Here is a 20,685-nt window from a genome sequence, read left to right as displayed (position 1 = left end):
TTCAGATGTCACCATGCTTCCTTCCTCCGACTGCTGAATTTTGTCCGGATTAGTTTATTAAAGTGAAGGAGGCTGAGAAATGCACTTCGATCTTGCACACGCTGCGGTGACTATTGCAGCTTTGATAGTCACAAACCTCGTATTGAAATCTGCCGGGGTGATCAACGAAGAAAACAAACACCAATGGAACTGGAAAGTTGTTCTGGCCTACTTCGTAGTCGTCTTTATCATCAATCTGGTGTGGCCAATTTGAAACTTCAGGACGGGAAGCCAACCGCCCACCTTACATGGTTACCGTGAACGAGCCTCTCCGCGGGACTCCCGGCAAGAAAAGCGTGAGCATCGCTGACTGAAAACAGAAAGGAATACGCATGCGGTTTTTTGCGTCCCTCATATTCATTGGTGTTCTCGCAACCGCTGCGAACTCTGACGTGACCAGTCGAAATGGCGGTCCAACCAACAGTCAAATGCTTTCAAGGGGGGGTGACGGAGGCGTTGATGGTGTCGCTTTCTTTCGCCCAGTCTTAAGCGGAGTATTGTATCGCTCTGGTTTCAAAGGCGGCGACAAGGACCGAACGGGCCTGAGTGAAAAACAACGCGAAATTTTGTGCAATGAAGGGTTTTCAACCGGGTTTTATGCTGACTTTGGCAAAAACACTGAATACGGTCGCACCAGTTGTGGAAACGGATCACTTGACTATCAAAGCGCCAGATCCTCCCGACCCGGTGCTGTTATGGCTTCCATACACGAAGTGATTGAAAACCCTGGAAAAGGCCCTGTCCTGGTGCACTGCATGTGGGGCGTTCATTCCTCGGGGGCATTGTCGGCAATGGCGCTCGTTCAGTTTTGCGGTTGGACGGAAGAAAGGGCCAAGGAATATTGGAATGATGCCCGAAACGGGGCGCCTTGTTCGGGCGGGTGTGACCAGTGGATTGATTCAAAATTCTCCAATTTCAGTGTCGACCCAAAGTTGAAAATCTCCGCCGAACAACAGGCAGCGATTTGCCCTAAATGATACCAGGAGGACTATCCAAATGAAGTTCAATCTTCTGGGGTCACTTGCTTTCATTACACCCACTGTCTTGTGGGCGAGCGACGATGTTCTCGGTGAAGCCACGACATTTGATAGTCCCAATGGTGTTACGGAACGCTGCATTCGGATCGAAAAAGTTCCAACGGGCGAGTATCGAAAAAGCGATCTTGAGGAAGAAACGGCCTATTGCGAGATCGATTTCTATGCCTCTGAAATTGCCATTTGCCCAAAAACCTGGAGCACCAGCCCAGGAATGGCCGTCTACGATATTTCGGAAGGACCTTACGTGGGGAACCGTTCTGAATTCGAGAGAAACGCTTGCAAGGAGGGGAAGGCGGCAAAAGATCTGGCCAAGGACAGGGTGGCTAAATTCAAGTCAACCATGAACCAAAAAGGCACCAGTGGAACTTTTTCCACGTCTTCACTGCTTTACTATCATTTGTCCAGATATTTCGACGCGACTGTAAAAGTTCCAGTCGCCGTTTGGCGTAGCATGGACGCCCAGGCGCATTTTTCCGAGGTCGCCGAGCCTGGCCTTGCGATTTCTAGTGGCTCTCATGGCGGGCGCATGAACCGCGAAGGCTGGCGGGTCTTCGCAGCTGCGGATGCTGACCCGAACTCATACCAGCCAACCGACGATCTGTTCACCGCAGATCGAACGCAAATATACGGTGTGCTGCTTGATAGCCCTGGGCATCGATACGGCTCGGAAATCAACGGCACCCGTAAATCTGGTTGGGGGAAAGGTCAGAACCGCGATTTTCAGGAAACTCCTGCTTTCTTGGCTTTGCGTTCTTCAAAACCCTTGCCAGAGGCCATTATAGAGGGCGTCAGGGAAGGTCGAAGAGACCGGATGATCAACAAGGATCTCGGCCCCGATGTCAGCGACCAACAGATGGCATTTTGGATGCAAGAACTTACCGAGATTGTTCTCCTCGATTTCATCTTTAGCCAGCAGGACCGCGTAGGAAACATAGACTTCACACCCTATTGGTATTGGGTCGAAGACGGAAAACTGAAGCAGAAGAAAGCCAAGCACCATGAGCCAAACGATGGAGACGTTCCCGCCGACGCGTTATTGATCCGTCGCAGCAATCTAAACGACAACGATGCCGGCGGGCGTGTCGAGTATGCCAACTTCGCGAAATCTACTCAAATGCTGGAGAAAATTCGCCACTTCTCTCCAAGCACGTACCGGCGCTTGGTTACATTGAATAGTGACCTTCAAACCCAAGGCCCGGTCTATGACTGGCTATCGCAAAGCTTTGGGTTATCAGACAGTCAGATTGCACAAGTTGTCAAAAATACTGCGCTGGCAACGTCCATCCTCCAGAGCAATTGTTCAAATGGCGATTTGATGTTCGACTTGGATCCTGTCGTATTCTTTTTGAGAAACGGCACCGAGGTAGAGGCCGTGGACTGTTATGAACCGTAGGTGTTCTGCTCTTATTGCGGTGTTCATTTGGACCGCTCTGCTCGCCTGCAAAGCGGCGGCATTGGATGTCATCGTCATATCGGATCTGAATGGAAGCTATGGTTCGGTAAAATACGATGCCCGCGTCGACAAGGCGATTGAGCGGATAGTCGAGATTGATCCCGATTTGGTTATTTCGACCGGAGATATGGTTGCGGGACAGCGCATTCCCAACTTGTCCGACAAACAGGTCAGGGAAATGTGGAAGGCGTTTCATGAGGCGGTATCAGATCCTTTAGCGGCTGCCGGAATTCCGTTTGCGGTCACGCCTGGAAACCATGACGCCTCCGCTTACCGAGGGTTCGAGCGCGAAAGAAAAATATACGCAGAAGAATGGGAACCAAGAAAACCAGACGTCGACTTCCTGGTTTCGGATGACTACCCGTTCTTCTACGCGTTTGAGATGCAGGGCGTAACGTTTGCATCTTTGGATGCTACGACCTTAGGGCCGCTATCCGGTGATCAACAGGACCGACTTGTGGAACTGGGTGCAAATGGAGACCCGATTGTGACTTTCAGTCATCTTCCGCTTTGGCCCTTCGCGATCCAGCGCGAACGCGAAATCATCGGTGACTCAACACTTGAGAAAATCTACCTGGAAAGCGGTGTCGTTCTGCACCTGTCAGGCCACCATCATGCCTTCTATCCCGGTTGGAAAGACGGTGTAGCTTACGTCTCTCAAGCTTGTTTGGGAGGTGGTCCGCGGCGGCTAATTGGCGATAACGCCAGATCACCTCACAGTTTCACTCATGTTAAGTTCCAGCCGAACGGAGAGTTTGGGATTGCGGTATATCGAGGGCCTGATTTCGAAAGATCGGTAAACTTCAAGTCGCTCCCGAAAGAGATCAGATCCCCGAATGCGGTGTTGAAGCGCTTGGACCTTGTGAAATGACTAGAGGTTGAGTTTCAGCTCAACTTTTTCAGGGACCAGATCGTTTATCATCTCTTCTATCCGGGCTTCTGAAAGTCCTCCCGAGGTGATGAAAAGCAAAGAGACGCGAGATTTTCCGGGGACGTGGTGTTTTCTGACCAGCTTCCAGCCAGCGTCTGCGGCCATGGCTTCAATTGCGCCGCTGACGTTCAATGAGTGCTCTTCGTCAGATGCCTTGAGCGAAACTTCCACGCCCTTGTTTCGCCCTCCGAGCCAAATGAAGCACCAACACACAATCGCCACCAGTGTGGCCATCAGCGGCAAGCCCAACCCGACCGCAAGACCAAGAACCGTTACGATTATCATTTCGACTGTATCGACCGGATCATCCAGATTGGAGCGGAACCTGAGCAACGCACCAATGCCAAAGACAACGAAACCAATCATTGACCCATGTTGAACAACTAGGAATCCCACAGCCATTCCGATCAGTGCATATAGGAAAAACAGTCTGGGCATAACCAGATCGCTGACACTTCGGCGTGATTTACGTCGTACGGGATGATAAACAATCAAAGCGGTCAAAATGATGGTTACGATGACGTCTAACGTGAAGAAGTAGAGTTCCTGCTTGCCGCGGAACTGAGTCCAGCCTCGTTCAATCACTATCTCTGACTCGGATGTTCCTGCAAGAAAGGAAGCAGGATCAATCTGAGAATAGCTAGTACTAGGCAAAAGCACCGCCAAAAGGACCAATACTATCGAAAAGAGCTTACTCAACAGTCTTTCCCTCCCGCTGAATTCTCGAATAGTCGCTTTGTAGTGAGTAACTTGGCTCAATCGCTCCACCTTCCGCGACTAAGCCACACTCCTAAAGACTAATTCAACCTTATGAATTTAGTTCCGGTAAAGCCTTGCGGGATCAAACGCCAAACTTCCTCAAAATACTGTGTTAGGTTGGACAACATCGATTTTTGATCGAATATGAGCCAAGTCCACACGAGCGCAGAATTAACTCGAATGAGCCAGCCAACTGACCGGTACAGAGTAGGAGTCGCGAAGGTACTTTTCGCGAGCCTTTCTGTGGTCGCCAACACCTTAGCTTCAATGAGCCCAGTGAGAGCGCAGCCTGATATGTTGGAACTTATTGAGTCTTATAAAGTTGCAGATAAATCAGAGGGATTTTCTGAGCCATCCGGATTATCGCTTTCAAGTGTCGATGGATTCTTGTGGGCCGTAAGCGATGAAGCATCGAAGCTGCACCTTCTAGGAGTAGACGGAGAACTAAAGAGTTCTTTCAAACTTCCAGAATACTTGGGCTCAGACTTGGAGGGCGTCGCCGGAAGAAAGGATGGGTCTGTATTGCTGCTACAAGAAACTGACCGATCCATCGTTACGGTCCAAGCTACAGACCCAATCAAAGTCAATTCTACTCCAATTTCTTCACTCAGGGGCTACGACAAAGTTGCTGCAATGCTTGCAGAGAACCCTTTGAACAAGGGGCCGGAAGGGATCACAGTAGATCAAGACTCTGGGCAAGTATTCGTAGTCATTGAGGGTCAACCAAGACTTCTGCTCGTCATTTCCTCGGAAATTGATGAGATTCTTGGAGTAGCTCCATTAACGGCTGAGGCTGGCTTCGTTTCATCTCGCGCCGACGATGACGAACTAGACATCAGTGGGATCGCCTGGTCCGGCAAGACCAAATCTTTATGGATACTAAGCGATGAAGGGCGCCGAATATTCGTTTTTGATCCTGAAGTTCAAACAGTCAAATCTATCGACTTAATTTACTCCAAAAAGGATGAAGTAAAGGAAGTGAAGAACCCGGAGGGTATAGCTTTGGATGAAAGTGGTGGCGTTCTCTACATCTTGACTGATGATGGAAAAAAGTCACGGCTCTACGCATTTGTTTTGCCGCGAGTTTGATTGCCGTAAGAAACTTGCACTGGCTTGTCGCATTCAATTGCAGAAAAACGAAATGGCCACCTCTTCCTGCATCTCGGGAGCTACGAATCCCAGTATCGAATGTCCGGTTTGGGCTGTCTGCGGTCCTCCGGTGAAAACGGGCCAATGGCGGCAAAGTCCGCTCTTTACCAATTCGGTCGGCGCGCAGCGAAGGTCAGCTTTTCTATGACCAGCCGTTCGTACACCGCGCAGAGAACGGCCGGTGAGAGCCCATATTGCCCAGCGATTTTTATTGCGCGTGGACATGAGAATGCGACTCGCTTGCTCCTCTCAGGTTTTGTTTCAGAGTTGGAAGAGCTTCTCGACAGAGAGATCTTTATTCGTGAGATTGGAGCAATCTCAGTGACCGGTCTTGGAACTCAATTGTGCGAGGATCTTGGCCTCAAGTTTCTTGGAACTCACCAGAGATACACTGGTTTCGGGGTCTGGACTTTGCATTGCTCGGATTTAGCCAACTCAATTGTTGGACGTCGAAGTGCTAAACTTCGTGATGCTTACCTAAGTGCACTCCCGCCAAGTTGACACTGAAAGTTTCCGGTTTCGCTTCGGGCTGAGGTGCTCAACCAAACGAACGCGCGCTGCTGCGAAACATCCGGGCGTCTTCGCCTGGAAGCTCACTCTCGTCATCATGAGCAATGCAAAGGGCCATAACCGCGACGACTAAGCCATAAACTGATTGAATTCGTCGCTAAGCTAACGCTTAGACAATCGCTGATGCCCTGACCTCTGCCGAGCAGATTTCCAAACTGTTTTCTGAGGCAGATCAGCTAGCGCTCCAATCTGTCACAGCCAACAGATTGGAGCGCTAGCTGATCTGAGCAAGAGAACGCCGAAAAAGCCGTAGGCTCATTAGTAACAAAGCAATTCCCAACAAAGTCATCCAAACGAATTCCGGCCAGACAGTCTCAATACCAGCGCCTTTAAAAACAATAGCCTGACTTGCTGACATGTAATGGCGTGACGGCAAAACCAAAGTACCTGCCTGCAACCACGCCGGCTGACCTTCAATTGGGGTCTCTCCACCTGACAGCATTAGCATTGGCAGCACAATCAACATGACCAGAAGCGCGAACTGCGCCATAGAGCGTGCAATGGTTGCCAGAAACACCCCAAGCGCCGTCGCAGTAAAAAGAAACAACGCCGTGCCAACCAAAAACAACATCTTGGATCCAGCGATACTGATGCCCAAAGAACCCTGCATCACAAAGGTTAGTGAAAGACCAGCGGCGACCAAAACCACTGCTGCATTCGCCCAAATTTTGGCAATGGCAATGTCAAAAGGAGCAAGCGGCATGGCAAGGAGATGTTCAATAGTCCCGTGCTCTCGTTCTCTGATCATCGCAGCTCCGGTCAAAATAGTTGTGAGCCACATGATCTGGCCAATCAAGGCAACGATACCAGCAAAACGTACAGTATCTCTATTTGGGTTGAAGGCGCTTCTTAGAATGACACTGATTGAGGGAGCATCAACTAGATCGATACCAATTGCATAGCGATGTATTTCAGCGTTCAAGATACTGGTGATGTAGTTTGCACCAATACCGGCTTGTTCCATAGCGGTTGCGTCAATAAGAACTTGAACCTCCGGACTGCGCCCTGCGCGCAGATCCTTTTCGAATCCGGGGGGCACAGCCACAACGAAAATAAAGCGCCCGGCATCCATGTACGCCGGTCCTTTTCCGGGTTCGATTTGGACGACCGGTTGGAACTCTGGTGGGAAAAACGCTGTGGCAAGTGCTCGAGAAAGTGGCGAGTCGTCTTCATCCGCAAACGCTATCGAGGCATTGTTTACAGAACTTGCCACTCCCGTTGCTTCCATGATCGGGGCCAGCGTGAAAGACCAAACCAACAATGCCATCATCACCCAATCACGACGCAGGCTCATCACTTCCTTCAAGCCTAGCCAGAATATGCAGTAGAAGCGCTGCATTCACTTCTCCTGCGCCCGAAGGCATAGGGCTGCGATCAGTGTCAGAACTGGTCCGAAGCAGGCGAGGGCCAGAATGTCTGGCGCGAGGGCCTCCCAACCCAAACCTTTAGTGAAGGCACCAACGTTTAGGTGTAGGAAATATGAGGAAGGCCAAAGAGAGCCCACCACTTGTGCGCCTCCTTCGAGCGTTGAAACAGGTTGCAACAGACCTGAGAACTGGATTGTTGGGACAACTGAGGCGATGGCAGTTGCAAATGTTGCGGCCACCTGACTGGATGTCATTGTAGCGATAAACAGCCCGTAGGATGTCGTTGCCCAAACGTAAAGAAGGGCACCAACAGCCAAAGGGAAAGGATTTCCTTTTAACGGCACCCCGAAAAGAAAAACGGTCATTCCGGCCAAAAGCAGAAAATTTGCGTAGGCGATCAAAATGTACGGAATTTGTTTGCCGACTAGAAATTCAAGCCGCGTGGTTGGTGTCACGTAGAAATTGACAACTGACCCCAGCTCTCGTTCCCTTGCTACGCTTACGGCAGTCAAAACAGCTGGCAGCATAATCAGTAGGATAGCAGGCATTGCCGGAGCCATCGCGGCGATGCTTTCAAAGCTCTGATTGTAGCGAAACCGGGGTTCGATCCTGGCGATATCTATCTGGCTTTTGCCGTTGTTAAGGGCATATTCCTCTAGAAATGATTGGTGCAATCCGGAAACATAGCCTTCAACCGTCTCACCCTTAAATGGGATAGCACCGTCTACAGTCGCAAGTATCTGGGTCGGTTCCCCCGTACTCATCTTTCGGTCAAAGTCAGGTGGCAACTCAACTACCAGAGAGACCTCACCTGCCACCAGACGGTCGCGCCCTTCGCTGGCGCTTTGCAGCGGCGATGTGGCTTTAAAGTAGGACGATCCGGCGAATTCAGCCGAATAAGCACGACTCTCCGGCCCCTGAGAAAGGTCAAGTACAGCGAATTCAAGCTCATCGATATCCAGCGTAATTCCAAAGCAAAAAACTAACATTAGAATAGCAGAACCCAGAAACGCGAAAGCCAGACGCACCGGGTCGCGAGCTACTTCAACGGTTTCGCGCCGCGCATATGCCAATATACGAGAAAACGCTCCTCCCCCGGCGTGGGATTTGGTTCTAAAACCCACCTTTGGCGCGACAACAGAGACTGGTTTTTCTGCTGCTTCCAATACCGAAATGAAGGCGTCTTCAAGGTTTTCCGCCCCTTCAACAGCGATCAGTTCAGCCGGAGTACCTTCCGCTAGAACTCTACCAGCATGCATAAAAGAAACGCGATCACAGCGTTCCGCCTCACCCATGAAATGAGTGGACACAAAGATTGTAACCGACTCGTTTCGAGAGAGCTCAATCAGCAAGTCCCAGAAGGAATCGCGCGCTTCTGGGTCCACACCGGATGTTGGTTCGTCGAGTATTAGCACCCGCGGACGGTGGATCACTGCTACGGCTAGCGACAGTCGCTGTTTGATCCCTAAGGGCAGTGCCGTCGCCAACGTATGCCGGTGCTCTTCGAGCCCAAAGCGCTCGGTGAGTTCCGAAACACGTTGTTCTCGGTCGGCAATTGCAAATATCCGCGCATGCAATTGTAGGTTCTGATGGACTGACAACTCGCCATACAAGGAAAAGGCCTGGCTCATGTAGCCTATTTCACGCCTCATTTTTCGGTCATATGCATCGACAGGGTTGCCAAACAGCAGTGCTTCACCTGAGCTGGAAGGTAACAAGCCAGTCAGCATCTTCATTGTCGTGGATTTGCCGCAACCGTTTGATCCTAGAAACCCGAATATCTCTCCGCGATTGATTGTGAAGTCGACGTCGTCTACGGCCGTGAAATCACCAAAGCGTCGTGTCAGTCCACGCGCAACTATCACTGGGTTTGCTTCGATCTGCCCATTCGTTTTGTTTTTTCCCGCCGGTTCGACAGGCAACTCCCGTGCTCTCAGACGCCGATATGCAATTTCGAGGTCGACATCACTCCCTTTCAATTCGGCGGGCTTCCCATGAAAGATGACTTGACCCGCGTCCATCGCGACAATCCGGTCAAAACCCTCGGCTTCTTCCATGTACGCCGTTGAAACCAATAACGACAGTTCAGGGCTTTTTGCTCGGATTGCATCAATCAAAGCCCAGAACTGCCGACGCGACAACGGGTCGACCCCGGTCGTTGGCTCATCCAAAACCAAAAGTTTGGGGTCATGGATTAACGCACAGCAAAGACCTAGTTTTTGCTTCATCCCACCCGAGAGCTTGCCCATCAGACGGTCTTCAAACTGCGCAAGCCCTGTCGCAGCCAATAGCGCCGCTATACGTTCGTCCCGCTCTGAATGTCCTTGAGCAAAGAGACCTGAGAAGAACTCAAGGTTCTCGCGTACAGATAGCTCCGGATACAGGTTTCGACCCAGCCCTTGCGGCATGAAAGCGATGGCTGGGCAAATGCTGTGTCGATGGCCAGAATTGCCAATCGGGCCGCCTAAAACGTCGATATTGCCGGATTGCAGTTTCTTTGCGCCGGTGATCAAACCAAGCAGTGTAGACTTTCCCACCCCATCCGGCCCGATAAAGCCAACAAGCTGGCCGCCTGGCAGTTCTAACGAAACAGAATCCAATGCGACATGCTTGCGATAGCGGTGCGTAACACCTGAAATTCGAATATCGCAGGTTTCATCCTCTACTCTCATTCGAACAGCTCTTCTGGGATGCGTTGTTCAAGCGCCTCAGGCCAAGCAGCGGCTGGGTTCAGCCGGATCACCGCGACACCGCGCAGACCGGTTTTGACATGCTCAATCCGACTTTCAACCAAGTCTATTGGGATACGGACGCGAACGCGAAAAACCAGTTGCTCTCGCTCGTCCAGGGTCTCGACCTGTTTGGGGGTGAATTGTGCCTCCGGAGAAACAAAGCTGACATATGCTGGTATTGCATATTCCGGCAAAGCGTCGAGCACGATGCGAGCCTCAGCTCCAATGGGCAAAAGTCCGGCTTCAAGCGCCGGAAGAAAAACTTCCATGTAAACATTCTCAAGGCCAAGAATAGTCAGGATTGGTTCGCCCGCGCCAACCACTTCTCCGGGTTCTGCAAGCCGGTAAAGCACGCGTCCGGGCAAAGGTGCCACTAGAGCGCTGTCTTCAATCTGTGCCTCAATCCTGCGCACTTCCGCCTCAGCGGCAGCAATACGGCTTTCTGCGGTTGCAACTCGGGCTTTGGCGGCGCCCAATACTGCTGTCGCAACCTTATGAGTGGTATCGCGATCTTCAAAGATAGTTTTGGAGATATTTTGTCCTGCCAGCAACGCCGTGGCACGATCAAGCTCTTGCTCAGCCCTGCGCTGCTCGCTTTGGCGTTGCACTACGAGCGCTTCTGCTTCGGCCTTTGTTTGATTTGCCAATGCTACTTCGGCTTTAGCCCGGTCCAGAGCCGCAGATAGCTCGTCTATGTCCATTTCGGCCAGGATTTGACCGGTTGCAACCATACTGCCTTCTGTTGCCGTTACCTTCGCAACCCGACCTGCACTAGTTGGTGCTATTTCGACTTGTTCCGCTTCAACCCGCCCGTTTCCTTGAACAAACCCAATCGGCAATTCATCGCCATCCTCGGCAACAACGACATACAGCAACGCACCAGCAATTACTAAACCAGCCAAAATAAGAAAAACAGATAGGTTTTTGGTCATAGCGTTTCACCTGAAACAGGGTTTCTGGCGCAGAGTTTAGTGTCTCAAAAGACTCAAAGCCTTGTTTTGGATCAAAACCGATCCGGGCACCTCAGTTCCAAGCAATTGTTTGGATGAACACTGGTTTGGGTGTTGCAGGCTCTTTCGCGATAGGTCGGAAGAAGTAGACTTGAAGCGTTTTTGTTATCAGTTTGGTATTGAAACGGGTTGTTCTAACGCGCAATTGCGGTCGCCGCCAACCTGCTACGCAATACAGCGAAAGGAAGAATTATGACCAAAACACTGAGAGCTTGTTTGTCTTTGTGGTTGGTTGCAATCGCTCCTGCGTATGCGCAAGAACCTCCTCGTCTCGTTTTGCAGCTGACCGTTGACGCGTTTCGGGGCGATCTGCCGACACGCTACTTTGAGAATCTTGGGGAGGGTGGCCTTAAGTATTTACTAAAAAACGGTGTACACTATGTGGACGCCCATCATTGCCATGCCAATACAGAGACGGTTGTCGGGCACGCCACATTGGCGACCGGGGCAACACCGGCAGTGCACGGGATGATCGGAAACATTTGGTTCGACAGAACCTTGGACCGCGTTGTCTACAACGTTGAAGACAGCACCGCTCCGCTTCTTGGAGATGGCGCTGGCGTCAATGACGATATTGAAATTGACCCAACACAGGCGGCAGCTGGCACAGATGGGCGGTCACCACGCGCCATGCTTGTTACGACGCTTTCGGACGAGTTAAGCGCTTCCACTGCTAGCGCGGCCAAAGTCTTTGGAGTTTCAATCAAAGACCGTGGGGCTATTACAATGGCGGGACAAAGCGGCAAAGCCTTCTGGTTCTCAAAAGCCGCAAATCGTTTTGTCACAAGCTCCTATTACTACGACAAATACCCGGATTGGGTTTCCGCATGGAATGACGCATCGCCGAGCGCCTCCTTTGAAGGAACCTCTTGGGAGTTGATGCACCCAAAGGAGACCTATCTCTTTGGCGACCGCGACAACCAACCATGGGAGACGGATGTCGCCGGGTTCGGCACAACCTTTCCTCATCGCTATTCTTCGGCGCAAAATGGGTTTGACCCGCTGGAAGATCCCTACTTTACGACCTTTTTAACGCTTAGTCCCGCTGGTGACGATCTGACGGCGCAATTTGCCAAACGATTGATTGCTGCCGAGGATATCGGGCAAGACCCGGTAACGGATTATCTGGCGATTAGCTTCTCGTCCGTGGATTACGTCAACCATGTGTTTGGCCCCTCCAGTCTTGAAGCCGAGGACACGATATACCGCCTCGATCAGACTCTCATGAATCTCTTCGCGTTTATCGACGAACGGATTGGGCTGGAAAACGTTTTGATCGTTCTATCGGCGGACCACGGCACCACCGATGCGCCGGGCTATTTGGAGAGTGTTGGCATCCAAACTGGCCTTGTTGCTCCGGACACATGGGACCCGACGGAACAGATAGCCAGGCTTAAGGAGCGGTTTGGGATCACCGGGAAACTGCTTGAGGGTTATAATCACCCCTATCTCAATATCGCCCCCGAAGTATTGGCTCGCCGTGATATTGATTTACCCACGCTGGAGTCAGCTATTGCAGAAGAGCTTCTATCCTTTCCCGATGTGGCATTCGCCGTCCCCAGTACGGCTATCGAAGCAAACCTCCTGCCCGATACCGACATCATGCGCCTGATCCGCAACAACTATAATCCGACCCGATCCGGGAACATATACGTAGTCTTCAAACCCGGCTGGTTCATCGCAGACTTCGATGGTCTGTCCGTCACATCCACCCACGGGTCAGCGTGGCGCGGTGACACACATGTGCCGATTATCTTTGCTGGACCGAACTTAAAACCACAACGGGTTGCACGCCGTGTTTGCACGACTGCTCTCGCATCCACACTGTCTGCATTATTAAGTACGGCACGTCCTAACGGTGCGAGCGGCGAAGTGTTACAAGAAGTCTTGGATTAGACCGCTGTGAAGCGCGAGACCTGATACTGAAGCACGCTAGTCCAGACCGCGACGACATCGTCCACAAGGCGTGCATTGATCGAAATTTACTAAACCGCCACCTCACTTCCAGGTATTACAGTGCAAAAATTAGTCTCCGGGCTAATATATGATGTGGAAGAAGGCATTTTGGGTAAGCCCACAATTCATGTAGGTGCGCGCATAACGCTGCATTCCTAACACTGAATTTTTTCAGAAAATCTGGGGGGCTTCGCCCATAATTTTGCGCAGCATTTGCGCATAAGTTTGCACGATTTGCCCATAAGTTTGCACGGTTCGCTATACACGCTCAAACTTCGATTGTTGTAGCGTAATTCGATCAACTTTAACGCATCAAAACTCAATCAAAAGTGCATTCTGACTAGTAAAGTTCAACCCAAAACGAACAACAAAGCTCAATTGCGAGGTCGCGGCAGATCCCTTTCAATGTAGCGCGGCTCGGTCGGCCCTGAATATCCACTCACCGTGGCTCAACCAACCAACGTTTTAAAGTTGCATAGACATTTCGTGCCAAGTCATTCCTCCATGATCAGAGGTTGATGGACGCAGGTAGTTGTACCCAAATCTCTGATAAAGCGGGACGTGATGCTCTTTGCACATAAGGTAGATCGCGGATTTGCCCATTTTTCTCATGCGGCCAGCGAATTCTGTCATCAGTGCCCGCGATAGGCCTTTTCCTTGATGCGCCGGATCTAAGACGACAGACATGATAACCACATTTGGCGCATCGGGGTCATGCCCCACAAGTTCTTTGAATTCCTCATCAGACATTTCGACGTCGTATGCACATCCGCAATTCACAAAGCCGACGATCTCGCCTTCGACCTCAAGAACAAGGAAACCATCGGGATAGACCTCGATTCTCATTGCTATCTTTTCGAGGGTAGCCGCTTCGTCACCTTCATAGGCAGCAGTCTCGATCTCAAAGCATCGAACTGCATCAGAGGGTTGAGCATTTCGGAATCTGTTCATGCATTTACACTATGAACGATGGGTCAAGTTGTATAGCCGCCGTCGGTTTTGCTAGCAGCATTGCTCAATCTGCGCTCGGCGCAGACATTCTCTGCACTTACCCCTAGCGGCAGCTGTGCGTGCAATGTTGCCCTAGGCGCAAACACATGCTTTTCATTCCATAACAACGCAGCGCGCTCTTGCGCGAGCGGTCAATCATGCTCATCGCAGAAAATGGCAGCGCTGAGCCCAAAGCGGTCAAAAAACCTGTCGACAATCCACGAGATTTTGCCCTTTGGAGTGCACGTCAGGCGATTTCTCTTTTGCGCAGCACGTCGCCTGACATGCTAATCATTTATTGTTTAGTCGAACGGGCGCATGGTACTCGTAAGAGAGACGGGGGAGAAAACTATCATGACCTTTTCAAAATCGGGTTTTCTGGTCGCTCTTGCAGCCAGCGTTTCGCTATCAGCACTGGAGGCCGCTGCGCAGTCGGACATTTCCAGTGCATATGCGCCCGGCGAATTGCCTGCGATGATTTTCGACGCAGAGCGGCCTGAGAAAACGCTTATTACAAACATCAATATCTTCGATGGCGTTAACGATGGCTTGAAAGCAGGAAGTGTGCTTGTCGAAGGCAGCCTAATCAGTGAGGTTTCAGAGGGAACCATCGATGCACCGGATGCTGTTGTAATCGATGGCGGTGGCCGCACTCTTATGCCGGGTATGATAGATGGCCATGCTCATGTCATGATCAACGATGACTTCGGGCCAGTAGAGCGCGACCTCGACATTACTGACATCAGCTACAACGCGGTTATCGTTTCTGAACGTTTTGTCAGAGATGGGTTCACGACCGTGAGGGACATGGGAGGTCCTGCGTTTGGCTTGGCCAGAGCAATAAATTTAGGTCGCGTAGTCGGCCCGCGCTTGTATCCATCTGGCGCTTTCATCTCACAGACTTCTGGCCACGGTGATTTCCGTGACCGCGCTGACGCAGGTTTTTCGATCAACGATGCTGGCGACCTGTCGAATTTTGAACGTATGGGTATTGGTAATGTTGTAGACGGAGTTCCCGAGGCACTGAAGGCCACACGCCTGAACCTGCGTAACGGTGCCACACAAATTAAGATTATGGGCGGCGGCGGGGGCTCATCGCGCTTTGACCCAATCGACACGACGCAATTTACCGAAGATGAAATCTGCGCAATTACCGGCGCGGCGGCGGATTGGGGAACATACGTCGCGGCACATACTTTTACTGACCGCGCCGTTAACCGACTTCTTAACTGCGGCGTGAAAACTTTTGAACACGGGTTCTTCATTTCCGAAGAGACCATGCAGCGTATCGCAGCAGAAGGCGGGTACATGGTTCCACAAATGTGGGGCATATCTCCTGACCTTGCACGCAACCCTCTTATGCCAGCAGATAAAATCCCGTTGGTGGAAGAACTCGGCCAACAGTACGCTGATTTTGGTCGCAACCTTCTCAAGAACGGCGTCAAAGTCGTCTTTGCCTCTGACTACGTCGGCAAGTTCGCCGATGCAGAACGAGCGCGACGCTATGAAATCTGGTGGCGGACGCAGACATTCGACAGCAATTTTGAAGTGTTGAAGCAGTTGACTTCGACCGCCGGGGAAATGATCGCCATGTCTGGGCCAAGGAACCCATATCAGGCTGGCAAGCTCGGCGTGATCGAGGCTGGAGCCTATGCTGATCTTATTCTGGTGGATGGAAACCCGCTCGAGGACATCACCGTAATTGGCGGTACTGATCAGTGGTTCGACGCACCAGAGGAGTGGGAACCAATCGACACGATTGACTTCGTCATGCTCAATGGGGCGGTGTACGTGAACGAATTGGATTAGAGTGTCCGCCGACTGACCAATTTGGTGGCGGTACACAGCTTGCTTTCACTTCGATTGCATATGGCTGTTTTGTCCGCATCGTGGTCATCGCGAATTTCAGCCAACGTTCGCACCGAGCCAAAGTGACCTTCAACTCCGACGTTTTCTGCTGATGAAACGTCCCAAAACTTCTATTTCAAAACCCATCTGCGCCCTATGTTGCGGGAGGTTTGGAGGAAAGTCGAATGGAGGGTATTGTCTTTGTAAAAAAACAAGCTGGGTCTTCCAGGGTGATCAAACATGGGCATGCTATTGCCACTGTGATGACTGTCGTCGGAATTGCGCAGCGCCGGTGGTTGCTTGGCTTGGTGTGCCGATGGAGAACTTTGAGTGGACCGGTGATAAACCCCGCACTTACGAAAGTTCCAAAGGCGTTTTCAGGCACTTTTGCGGGACGTGTGGGTCACCCATTGGATTTGAAGCCGATCACTATCCGGGTGGTATGCACCTCTATGCTGCGTCACTCGAAAACCCGGAAGATTTCAAACCGACTTTTCATGTAAACAAGCAAAGCAAGCTGCCTTGGCTTCAAATGAATGATAATCTCGACGCCTTTGAAGGCACATTACTAAACACTCCTAACGACCCAGACGGATATCAGTAGATGGGGAAGTCACCCGATTTCCCATATGGCAGCTTAGTCCGCATAGCAGTCGTTCGTCGCAACTCGCTCCAATGTCTGCTCCGCCCGCAACTAAGTCGTTGCTCCGATTATGTCGAACATCCGCTGATAGTAGAAACTGCCGTTTAAATTCGAGACACTTCATAGGTCCTGAACCCAGATTTAGGCGGAGATCACCATCCCGGTTCTTCAAAACCTCGCTTGCATCGCAATTCAGCCGTCGGCGCGTATAATGCGAATATGACAAGAGATTTTGAAGCTAACGCTAAGACAATCGCTGATGCCCTGACCTCTGCCCAGCAGATACCTAAACTGTCTTCAGATGCAGTACAGCTGACGCTGGATGACGCTTATTCGATTGCAAGTCGCGTCCGAGAACTTCAGGGCAAAATGAGAGTTGGCCGGAAGGTCGGCTTCACGAACCGCACGATTTGGCCTGTTTATGGTGTGGATCAACCCATTTGGGGAGAGGTCCACGCCGATGGGCTGTTTTCGACTGATAAGCCGATAGACTTGGCAAGGTATTCTGAACCGAGAATCGAGCCAGAAATCGTACTAGGCCTTGGCTATGCGCCAACGGCTGAAATGAACAATGAGCAGTTGGCAGGTTGCGTGGATTGGGTTGCCCCGGGATTTGAAATTGTTCAATCGATTTATCCCAACTGGAAATTCTCGGTCGAAGACTCAATCGCAGCACAAGGATTGCACGGCTGCCTTGTTCTTGGCGACAAAATCGCGGCGACGCATGATGTCTTGACCGGCTTGGCGGAGGTGCCAGTAGCATTGTTCAAGGGCGCCGAGGCCATCGAGACCGGCAAAGGTGAAAACGCGCTTGGAGGCCCAATTGAAGTCCTGGCTCATCTTGTGTCTCTGCTCTCCGAAGCCGACCAGCTTCAGGGAGGCGAGCTGGTTACAACCGGAACTTTGACAGACGCATGGCCAGTGTCTCCGGGTGAAGAATGGTCAGCTGGTTTTGGTGGCGTGATGGACACCGAGCTATCGGTACGATTTACATGAGGCTTTGGTAGAGTGGTGACGCCGACTGCGCCAAAGAAAAGTTGCTCTCAATAGCTGACCATGATGGTCTTTCACTGGTTTCATCAATTCTGGGAAGCAAATTACACGATGCTATCCAAATCAGATTACATGATGTTTCTCAGGCACCCTGCCTGGCTATGGATCAAGAAACACGCCAGGCATCTGTTGCCGCCAATTGACCCCTCATTGCAAGCACGCTTTGACGAGGGGCACGCGTTTGAACCTTATGCAGAGGAGCTTTTTGGTGATCTCGTTCGCCTCGGTTTTTCAGATTTTTCAGAATACCTGGCTCTGCCCGCGCGTACTTTGGAGGCTTGAAGAAACAGTGCAAACGCAGTGGCGCAGGGACGCTATGAAGATGGAACCATAACTTGCATCTCCGACATCGTGAGCCGCAGTGACGATGGGTACGTTCTGACAGAGATCAAGAGCGGGACTTCTGCAAAGCCCGAGCACACTTTTGATCTCGCATTCCAGCGTGTCGTGCTTGAGGCGGCCGGGTTCCCCATTTCGCGCTGCGAAGTGGCACATGTGAACCGTGACTACGTCAGAAACGGCGAAATCAATCCGCAAGAGCTTGTCGGCATCACTGACATCACGGATGCGGTGACTGAGCAGATCGAAAAAACACGCACGCGTATCGATCAGGCATTGAGCGTCGTTGCCAGCGGTACGATACCTGATCCGTCCCCCGAACGTACGCGCCTTAAATCCTATGGTGAATGGCTGGAGATCCGCGAAAAACTCGACCCACCTCTCGCGCAAGACAGTATCCACCGCCTTTCGTTCATGAATGCGGAAAAAGCCTCGGAACTCATCGCAAATGGGATCACAAAGATTGACGAGATCACTGATCCATCAGGGTTGGGCAAGTCGACGCAACGCTACTTGAGAGCTACGGCGAATGGTGGGCGCACAATCGATCATCAGGAATTATGCAGGTTTCTGAGCGAGATTGTCTATCCGGTTTATTATTTTGACTACGAGACGTCTCAGAGTTTGCTACCACCCTGGGACGGAACGCGTCCCTATCAGCAAGTGGCTTTCCAGTATTCCTTGCATATCCAGCATGAGCCTGGCGGAGAAATAGAGCACAGGGAGTATCTCCACCGAGACGCCAGTAACCCGATGCCAGCCTTGCTGAAAAGGCTTCGTGAGGACATAGGAGACGTTGGCTCTGTAGTGGTTTGGTATGCTCCGTTCGAGAAATCGCGCAATACGAAAATGGCGGAAACTTATCCAGAGCATGCAGAGTTCCTGGAAGGCCTAAACGCCCGCGTTGTAGATCTTATGAAGCCGTTTGCGGATGAAGTGATCAACGATCCCGCGTTCAAGGGAAGCGCCTCTATCAAGGCCGTTCTGCCTGCGTTTTTGCCAGAACTTTCATACGATGATCTGGACATCACAGAGGGGGCAAGCGCGTCTCGTCTTTGGAAGGACGTGACACTGACCCAACCAGACGATCCAGCGCGCGAGAAGGTATATGCTGATCTTGTTGCGTATTGCACGCGCGACACCTGGGCAATGGTCGCATTTCATCGGGAATTGCTGGCGATGTGAGCTGTGCTGCGAACCTCAAAACAACTGGCAGTGCTGCTCCCCTAGGAGACAAGGCGATTTGCCGGAGTTATGGCGCTCCCAACACTCAATCTTGCCACTCCAACCGATACAAGACGTGGTGACCGCGTAGACCTTTCAGGAGTCTGGGTTCTAATTCAGAAAATGAGAAATCGGTTCGTCCTCCGACCATGGCGCGAGTCGCATCTGAAACGAGTATCTCGCCTTCCGCACCAACGGTCGTTATGCGTGACGCTTTGTTGACCACAGTACCGAAAAAATCTCCACGAGATTGCACGACATCACCGGTGTGAATCCCAATCCGAACACCGAAAGATGGCTCCCCGGTTGCCGATGCAATGGCCTTCTGAATTTTGATAGCGGCCATTAGTGCTTCTTTCGCAGACGAAAAGACGGACAACGTTCCATCTCCAAGGGATTTAACGAACTGGCCATGATGCTTTTCAATGATCGCCGATAAGACTTGGAAGTGGTTTTCGATCAACACCGACCAACGCTTATCACCCAACGCTTCCGCTAAAGTTGTACTGCCCTCCACATCAGTGAAAAGTACCGAAGCTAAACCTTCGGTTTGGATCAGCTCGGGTCCCTCTTCACGCGCAGCATCAACCAGTTTTTGGATGGCCGGCTGTTCTTTACCCACGAGTTCAATATTTGGCGTTGGCACTGAAGCGTGGCGATTAATGATCTTCCAGGCCGCTCCCTCCAAGACAAAAATCAGGACAGTGCGATAAAAGACGGCTTCATCAAAGCCGACAAACTGAATCTTATGGACGAAGGACGACCATCCCGTTTCTCCGTTTTCGAAGGCTTCCGCCTCAACTTCTTCGAAAACGACTGGTGCCGGAATCTCCGCGAAAAAGCTGCTAACCCCACCGCGAACTGCTCGCCCGCTCCAAAACTCACCTTCGCCTGTTCCAACGAACCTTAGTTCATCTGCTTTCGACAGAAAATCCTGCAACTCGTCAGTATTCTTCTTGGTTCTGAGTATTTCATACCAACGCCTCGAAACCGCCAGTAATTCAGGTGAGGAACGTATCATCACAAATGACTCGAGACGCTAAATGGAATGAGGCTTACAAGGTCTTGCAACCGGGATCTCCATTTTTCGAAAGATACAGGTCAATGCTGCCGCTGAGGTTTGGCCAGATCAAGACTTTTGTATTTTTCCAGAACAGAGCGCATCAGACGCAGATCAAAAGACGCGCGTCGGTTCAGAGCGAACTATCGACGGAGTTTCTGAGTTCGCGTCCGGATCACAGGGGATCGAATCGTTTCGCTATCTAAGAGCTACTCGACACTGTGGTTGGAACGGAAAATAAGTGACTTCATTCTTTTGGGCACACGCTAAACTAGAAGGTTCCCAGAACTACGCGGTGAATTTCGAAGTGCAGCACGCTCCGTCTTGACATGGTCATACGAACTGGGTCAGCTTCGTTTCATGACGAACACACGCATCCACTGCCATCGAATATCGGCCTGAGGTCGATAACCCACGCGAAATCCGCGGGAGGCAGCATTGGTATGCGGGCGAGGCTTATATCCTTGTAATCGCTCCAGATTAGAGTGCACGAGTCGGTTCGATTCCGACGCCTCCTACCATCCT

The 20,685-nt window shown here is 51.3% G+C and carries 17 protein-coding genes and 1 tRNA gene; 12 read left to right on the top strand and 6 right to left on the bottom strand.

Going from position 1 to position 20,685, the window contains the following annotated elements:
* Positions 1 to 79 precede the first annotated feature (79 nt).
* The 4 genes from ACXAH8_RS07860 (at position 80) to ACXAH8_RS07845 (ending at position 3,400) form a co-directional block, all read left to right on the top strand.
* Positions 80 to 253 (top strand): hypothetical protein, encoded by a 174-nt coding sequence (locus ACXAH8_RS07860; protein ID WP_475217365.1) that lies wholly within the window; start codon positions 80 to 82, stop codon positions 251 to 253.
* Positions 254 to 371: 118 nt separating this feature from the next.
* The gene (locus ACXAH8_RS07855; RefSeq protein ID WP_170408627.1) at positions 372 to 1,016 is read left to right on the top strand and encodes a protein-tyrosine phosphatase family protein; all 645 of its coding nucleotides are present in this window, start codon (positions 372 to 374) and stop codon (positions 1,014 to 1,016) included.
* A gap of 19 nt (positions 1,017 to 1,035) precedes the next feature.
* A complete protein-coding gene (locus ACXAH8_RS07850; protein ID WP_475217362.1) occupies positions 1,036 to 2,469 on the top strand; it encodes a hypothetical protein in 1,434 nt (477 codons plus the stop codon).
* Positions 2,470 to 2,530: 61 nt separating this feature from the next.
* Positions 2,531 to 3,400: a metallophosphoesterase family protein gene (locus ACXAH8_RS07845; protein ID WP_475217360.1), complete on the top strand. Its 870-nt coding sequence runs from the start codon at positions 2,531 to 2,533 to the stop codon at positions 3,398 to 3,400.
* Here ACXAH8_RS07845 and ACXAH8_RS07840 read toward each other — a convergent pair whose 3' ends face one another.
* Positions 3,401 to 4,219, bottom strand: a complete 819-nt coding sequence (locus ACXAH8_RS07840; protein ID WP_475217358.1) for a DUF4956 domain-containing protein — start codon at positions 4,217 to 4,219, stop codon at positions 3,401 to 3,403.
* 180 nt (positions 4,220 to 4,399) lie between these two features.
* Here ACXAH8_RS07840 and ACXAH8_RS07835 point away from each other — a divergent pair, with 180 nt between their 5' ends.
* The gene (locus tag ACXAH8_RS07835) at positions 4,400 to 5,308 is read left to right on the top strand and encodes an SdiA-regulated domain-containing protein (protein ID WP_475217356.1); all 909 of its coding nucleotides are present in this window, start codon (positions 4,400 to 4,402) and stop codon (positions 5,306 to 5,308) included.
* Between the two features lie 844 nt (positions 5,309 to 6,152).
* Here ACXAH8_RS07835 and ACXAH8_RS07830 read toward each other — a convergent pair.
* The 3 genes from ACXAH8_RS07830 to ACXAH8_RS07820 are packed head-to-tail and all read right to left on the bottom strand — an operon-like array spanning position 6,153 to position 10,969.
* Positions 6,153 to 7,277, bottom strand: a complete 1,125-nt coding sequence (locus tag ACXAH8_RS07830; RefSeq protein WP_475217354.1) for an ABC transporter permease — start codon at positions 7,275 to 7,277, stop codon at positions 6,153 to 6,155.
* Positions 7,278 to 9,977 (bottom strand): ribosome-associated ATPase/putative transporter RbbA, encoded by a 2,700-nt coding sequence (gene rbbA / locus ACXAH8_RS07825; protein WP_475217352.1) that lies wholly within the window; start codon positions 9,975 to 9,977, stop codon positions 7,278 to 7,280.
* Positions 9,974 to 10,969, bottom strand: coding sequence for an HlyD family secretion protein (locus tag ACXAH8_RS07820; RefSeq protein WP_475217351.1), 996 nt, complete (start codon positions 10,967 to 10,969; stop codon positions 9,974 to 9,976). Before ACXAH8_RS07820 ends, rbbA begins: the two co-directional genes overlap by 4 nt.
* 270 nt (positions 10,970 to 11,239) lie before the next feature.
* Here ACXAH8_RS07820 and ACXAH8_RS07815 point away from each other — a divergent pair, with 270 nt between their 5' ends.
* Complete coding sequence (locus ACXAH8_RS07815) at positions 11,240 to 12,943, top strand: alkaline phosphatase family protein (protein WP_475217348.1); 1,704 nt, start codon at positions 11,240 to 11,242, stop codon at positions 12,941 to 12,943.
* Between the two features lie 525 nt (positions 12,944 to 13,468).
* On the opposite strand, the gene ACXAH8_RS07810 is transcribed toward ACXAH8_RS07815, so the two are convergent.
* Positions 13,469 to 13,954: a GNAT family N-acetyltransferase gene (locus ACXAH8_RS07810; RefSeq protein WP_475217346.1), complete on the bottom strand. Its 486-nt coding sequence runs from the start codon at positions 13,952 to 13,954 to the stop codon at positions 13,469 to 13,471.
* Between the two features lie 393 nt (positions 13,955 to 14,347).
* Here ACXAH8_RS07810 and ACXAH8_RS07805 point away from each other — a divergent pair, with 393 nt between their 5' ends.
* The 5 genes from ACXAH8_RS07805 to ACXAH8_RS07785 all read left to right on the top strand — a co-directional run bounded on the left by ACXAH8_RS07805 (position 14,348) and on the right by ACXAH8_RS07785 (position 19,061).
* Positions 14,348 to 15,802, top strand: coding sequence for a metal-dependent hydrolase family protein (locus ACXAH8_RS07805; RefSeq protein WP_475217344.1), 1,455 nt, complete (start codon positions 14,348 to 14,350; stop codon positions 15,800 to 15,802).
* 151 nt (positions 15,803 to 15,953) lie between these two features.
* A complete protein-coding gene (locus tag ACXAH8_RS07800; protein WP_475217343.1) occupies positions 15,954 to 16,445 on the top strand; it encodes a GFA family protein in 492 nt (163 codons plus the stop codon).
* A gap of 258 nt (positions 16,446 to 16,703) precedes the next feature.
* The gene (locus ACXAH8_RS07795; RefSeq protein ID WP_475217342.1) at positions 16,704 to 17,480 is read left to right on the top strand and encodes a 2-keto-4-pentenoate hydratase; all 777 of its coding nucleotides are present in this window, start codon (positions 16,704 to 16,706) and stop codon (positions 17,478 to 17,480) included.
* A 60-nt stretch (positions 17,481 to 17,540) separates the two neighbouring features.
* Complete coding sequence (locus tag ACXAH8_RS07790; protein ID WP_475217340.1) at positions 17,541 to 17,819, top strand: hypothetical protein; 279 nt, start codon at positions 17,541 to 17,543, stop codon at positions 17,817 to 17,819.
* A gap of 69 nt (positions 17,820 to 17,888) precedes the next feature.
* Complete coding sequence (locus ACXAH8_RS07785) at positions 17,889 to 19,061, top strand: DUF2779 domain-containing protein (RefSeq protein WP_475217338.1); 1,173 nt, start codon at positions 17,889 to 17,891, stop codon at positions 19,059 to 19,061.
* A gap of 85 nt (positions 19,062 to 19,146) precedes the next feature.
* Here ACXAH8_RS07785 and ACXAH8_RS07780 read toward each other — a convergent pair whose 3' ends face one another.
* Positions 19,147 to 20,121, bottom strand: coding sequence for an adenylate/guanylate cyclase domain-containing protein (locus ACXAH8_RS07780; RefSeq protein WP_475217336.1), 975 nt, complete (start codon positions 20,119 to 20,121; stop codon positions 19,147 to 19,149).
* A 466-nt stretch (positions 20,122 to 20,587) separates the two neighbouring features.
* Here ACXAH8_RS07780 and ACXAH8_RS07775 point away from each other — a divergent pair.
* Positions 20,588 to 20,681 (top strand) — tRNA-OTHER (locus tag ACXAH8_RS07775).
* The last annotated feature ends 4 nt before the right edge of the window (positions 20,682 to 20,685 follow it).

The sequence above is a fragment of the Ruegeria sp. ABV3_008 genome, assembly GCF_056161185.1.
The sequence above is the reverse complement of the archived record's forward strand: the minus strand, read 5'-3'. Positions and strand labels throughout refer to the sequence as shown.

Bases quoted from the DNA above. Each gene is read 5' to 3' on its own strand.
- ACXAH8_RS07795 (WP_475217342.1), top strand. From the start codon at position 16,704: ATGACAAGAGATTTTGAAGCTAACGCTAAGACAATCGCTGATGCCCTG.
- ACXAH8_RS07790 (WP_475217340.1), top strand. From the start codon at position 17,541: ATGATGGTCTTTCACTGGTTTCATCAATTCTGGGAAGCAAATTACACG.
- ACXAH8_RS07800 (WP_475217343.1), top strand. From the start codon at position 15,954: ATGAAACGTCCCAAAACTTCTATTTCAAAACCCATCTGCGCCCTATGT.
- ACXAH8_RS07835 (WP_475217356.1), top strand. From the start codon at position 4,400: ATGAGCCAGCCAACTGACCGGTACAGAGTAGGAGTCGCGAAGGTACTT.
- ACXAH8_RS07810 (WP_475217346.1), bottom strand. From the start codon at position 13,954: ATGAACAGATTCCGAAATGCTCAACCCTCTGATGCAGTTCGATGCTTT.
- rbbA (WP_475217352.1), bottom strand. From the start codon at position 9,977: ATGAGAGTAGAGGATGAAACCTGCGATATTCGAATTTCAGGTGTTACG.
- ACXAH8_RS07815 (WP_475217348.1), top strand. From the start codon at position 11,240: ATGACCAAAACACTGAGAGCTTGTTTGTCTTTGTGGTTGGTTGCAATC.
- ACXAH8_RS07830 (WP_475217354.1), bottom strand. From the start codon at position 7,277: ATGCAGCGCTTCTACTGCATATTCTGGCTAGGCTTGAAGGAAGTGATG.
- ACXAH8_RS07860 (WP_475217365.1), top strand. From the start codon at position 80: ATGCACTTCGATCTTGCACACGCTGCGGTGACTATTGCAGCTTTGATA.
- ACXAH8_RS07805 (WP_475217344.1), top strand. From the start codon at position 14,348: ATGACCTTTTCAAAATCGGGTTTTCTGGTCGCTCTTGCAGCCAGCGTT.
- ACXAH8_RS07780 (WP_475217336.1), bottom strand. From the start codon at position 20,121: ATGATACGTTCCTCACCTGAATTACTGGCGGTTTCGAGGCGTTGGTAT.
- ACXAH8_RS07820 (WP_475217351.1), bottom strand. From the start codon at position 10,969: ATGACCAAAAACCTATCTGTTTTTCTTATTTTGGCTGGTTTAGTAATT.
- ACXAH8_RS07855 (WP_170408627.1), top strand. From the start codon at position 372: ATGCGGTTTTTTGCGTCCCTCATATTCATTGGTGTTCTCGCAACCGCT.
- ACXAH8_RS07850 (WP_475217362.1), top strand. From the start codon at position 1,036: ATGAAGTTCAATCTTCTGGGGTCACTTGCTTTCATTACACCCACTGTC.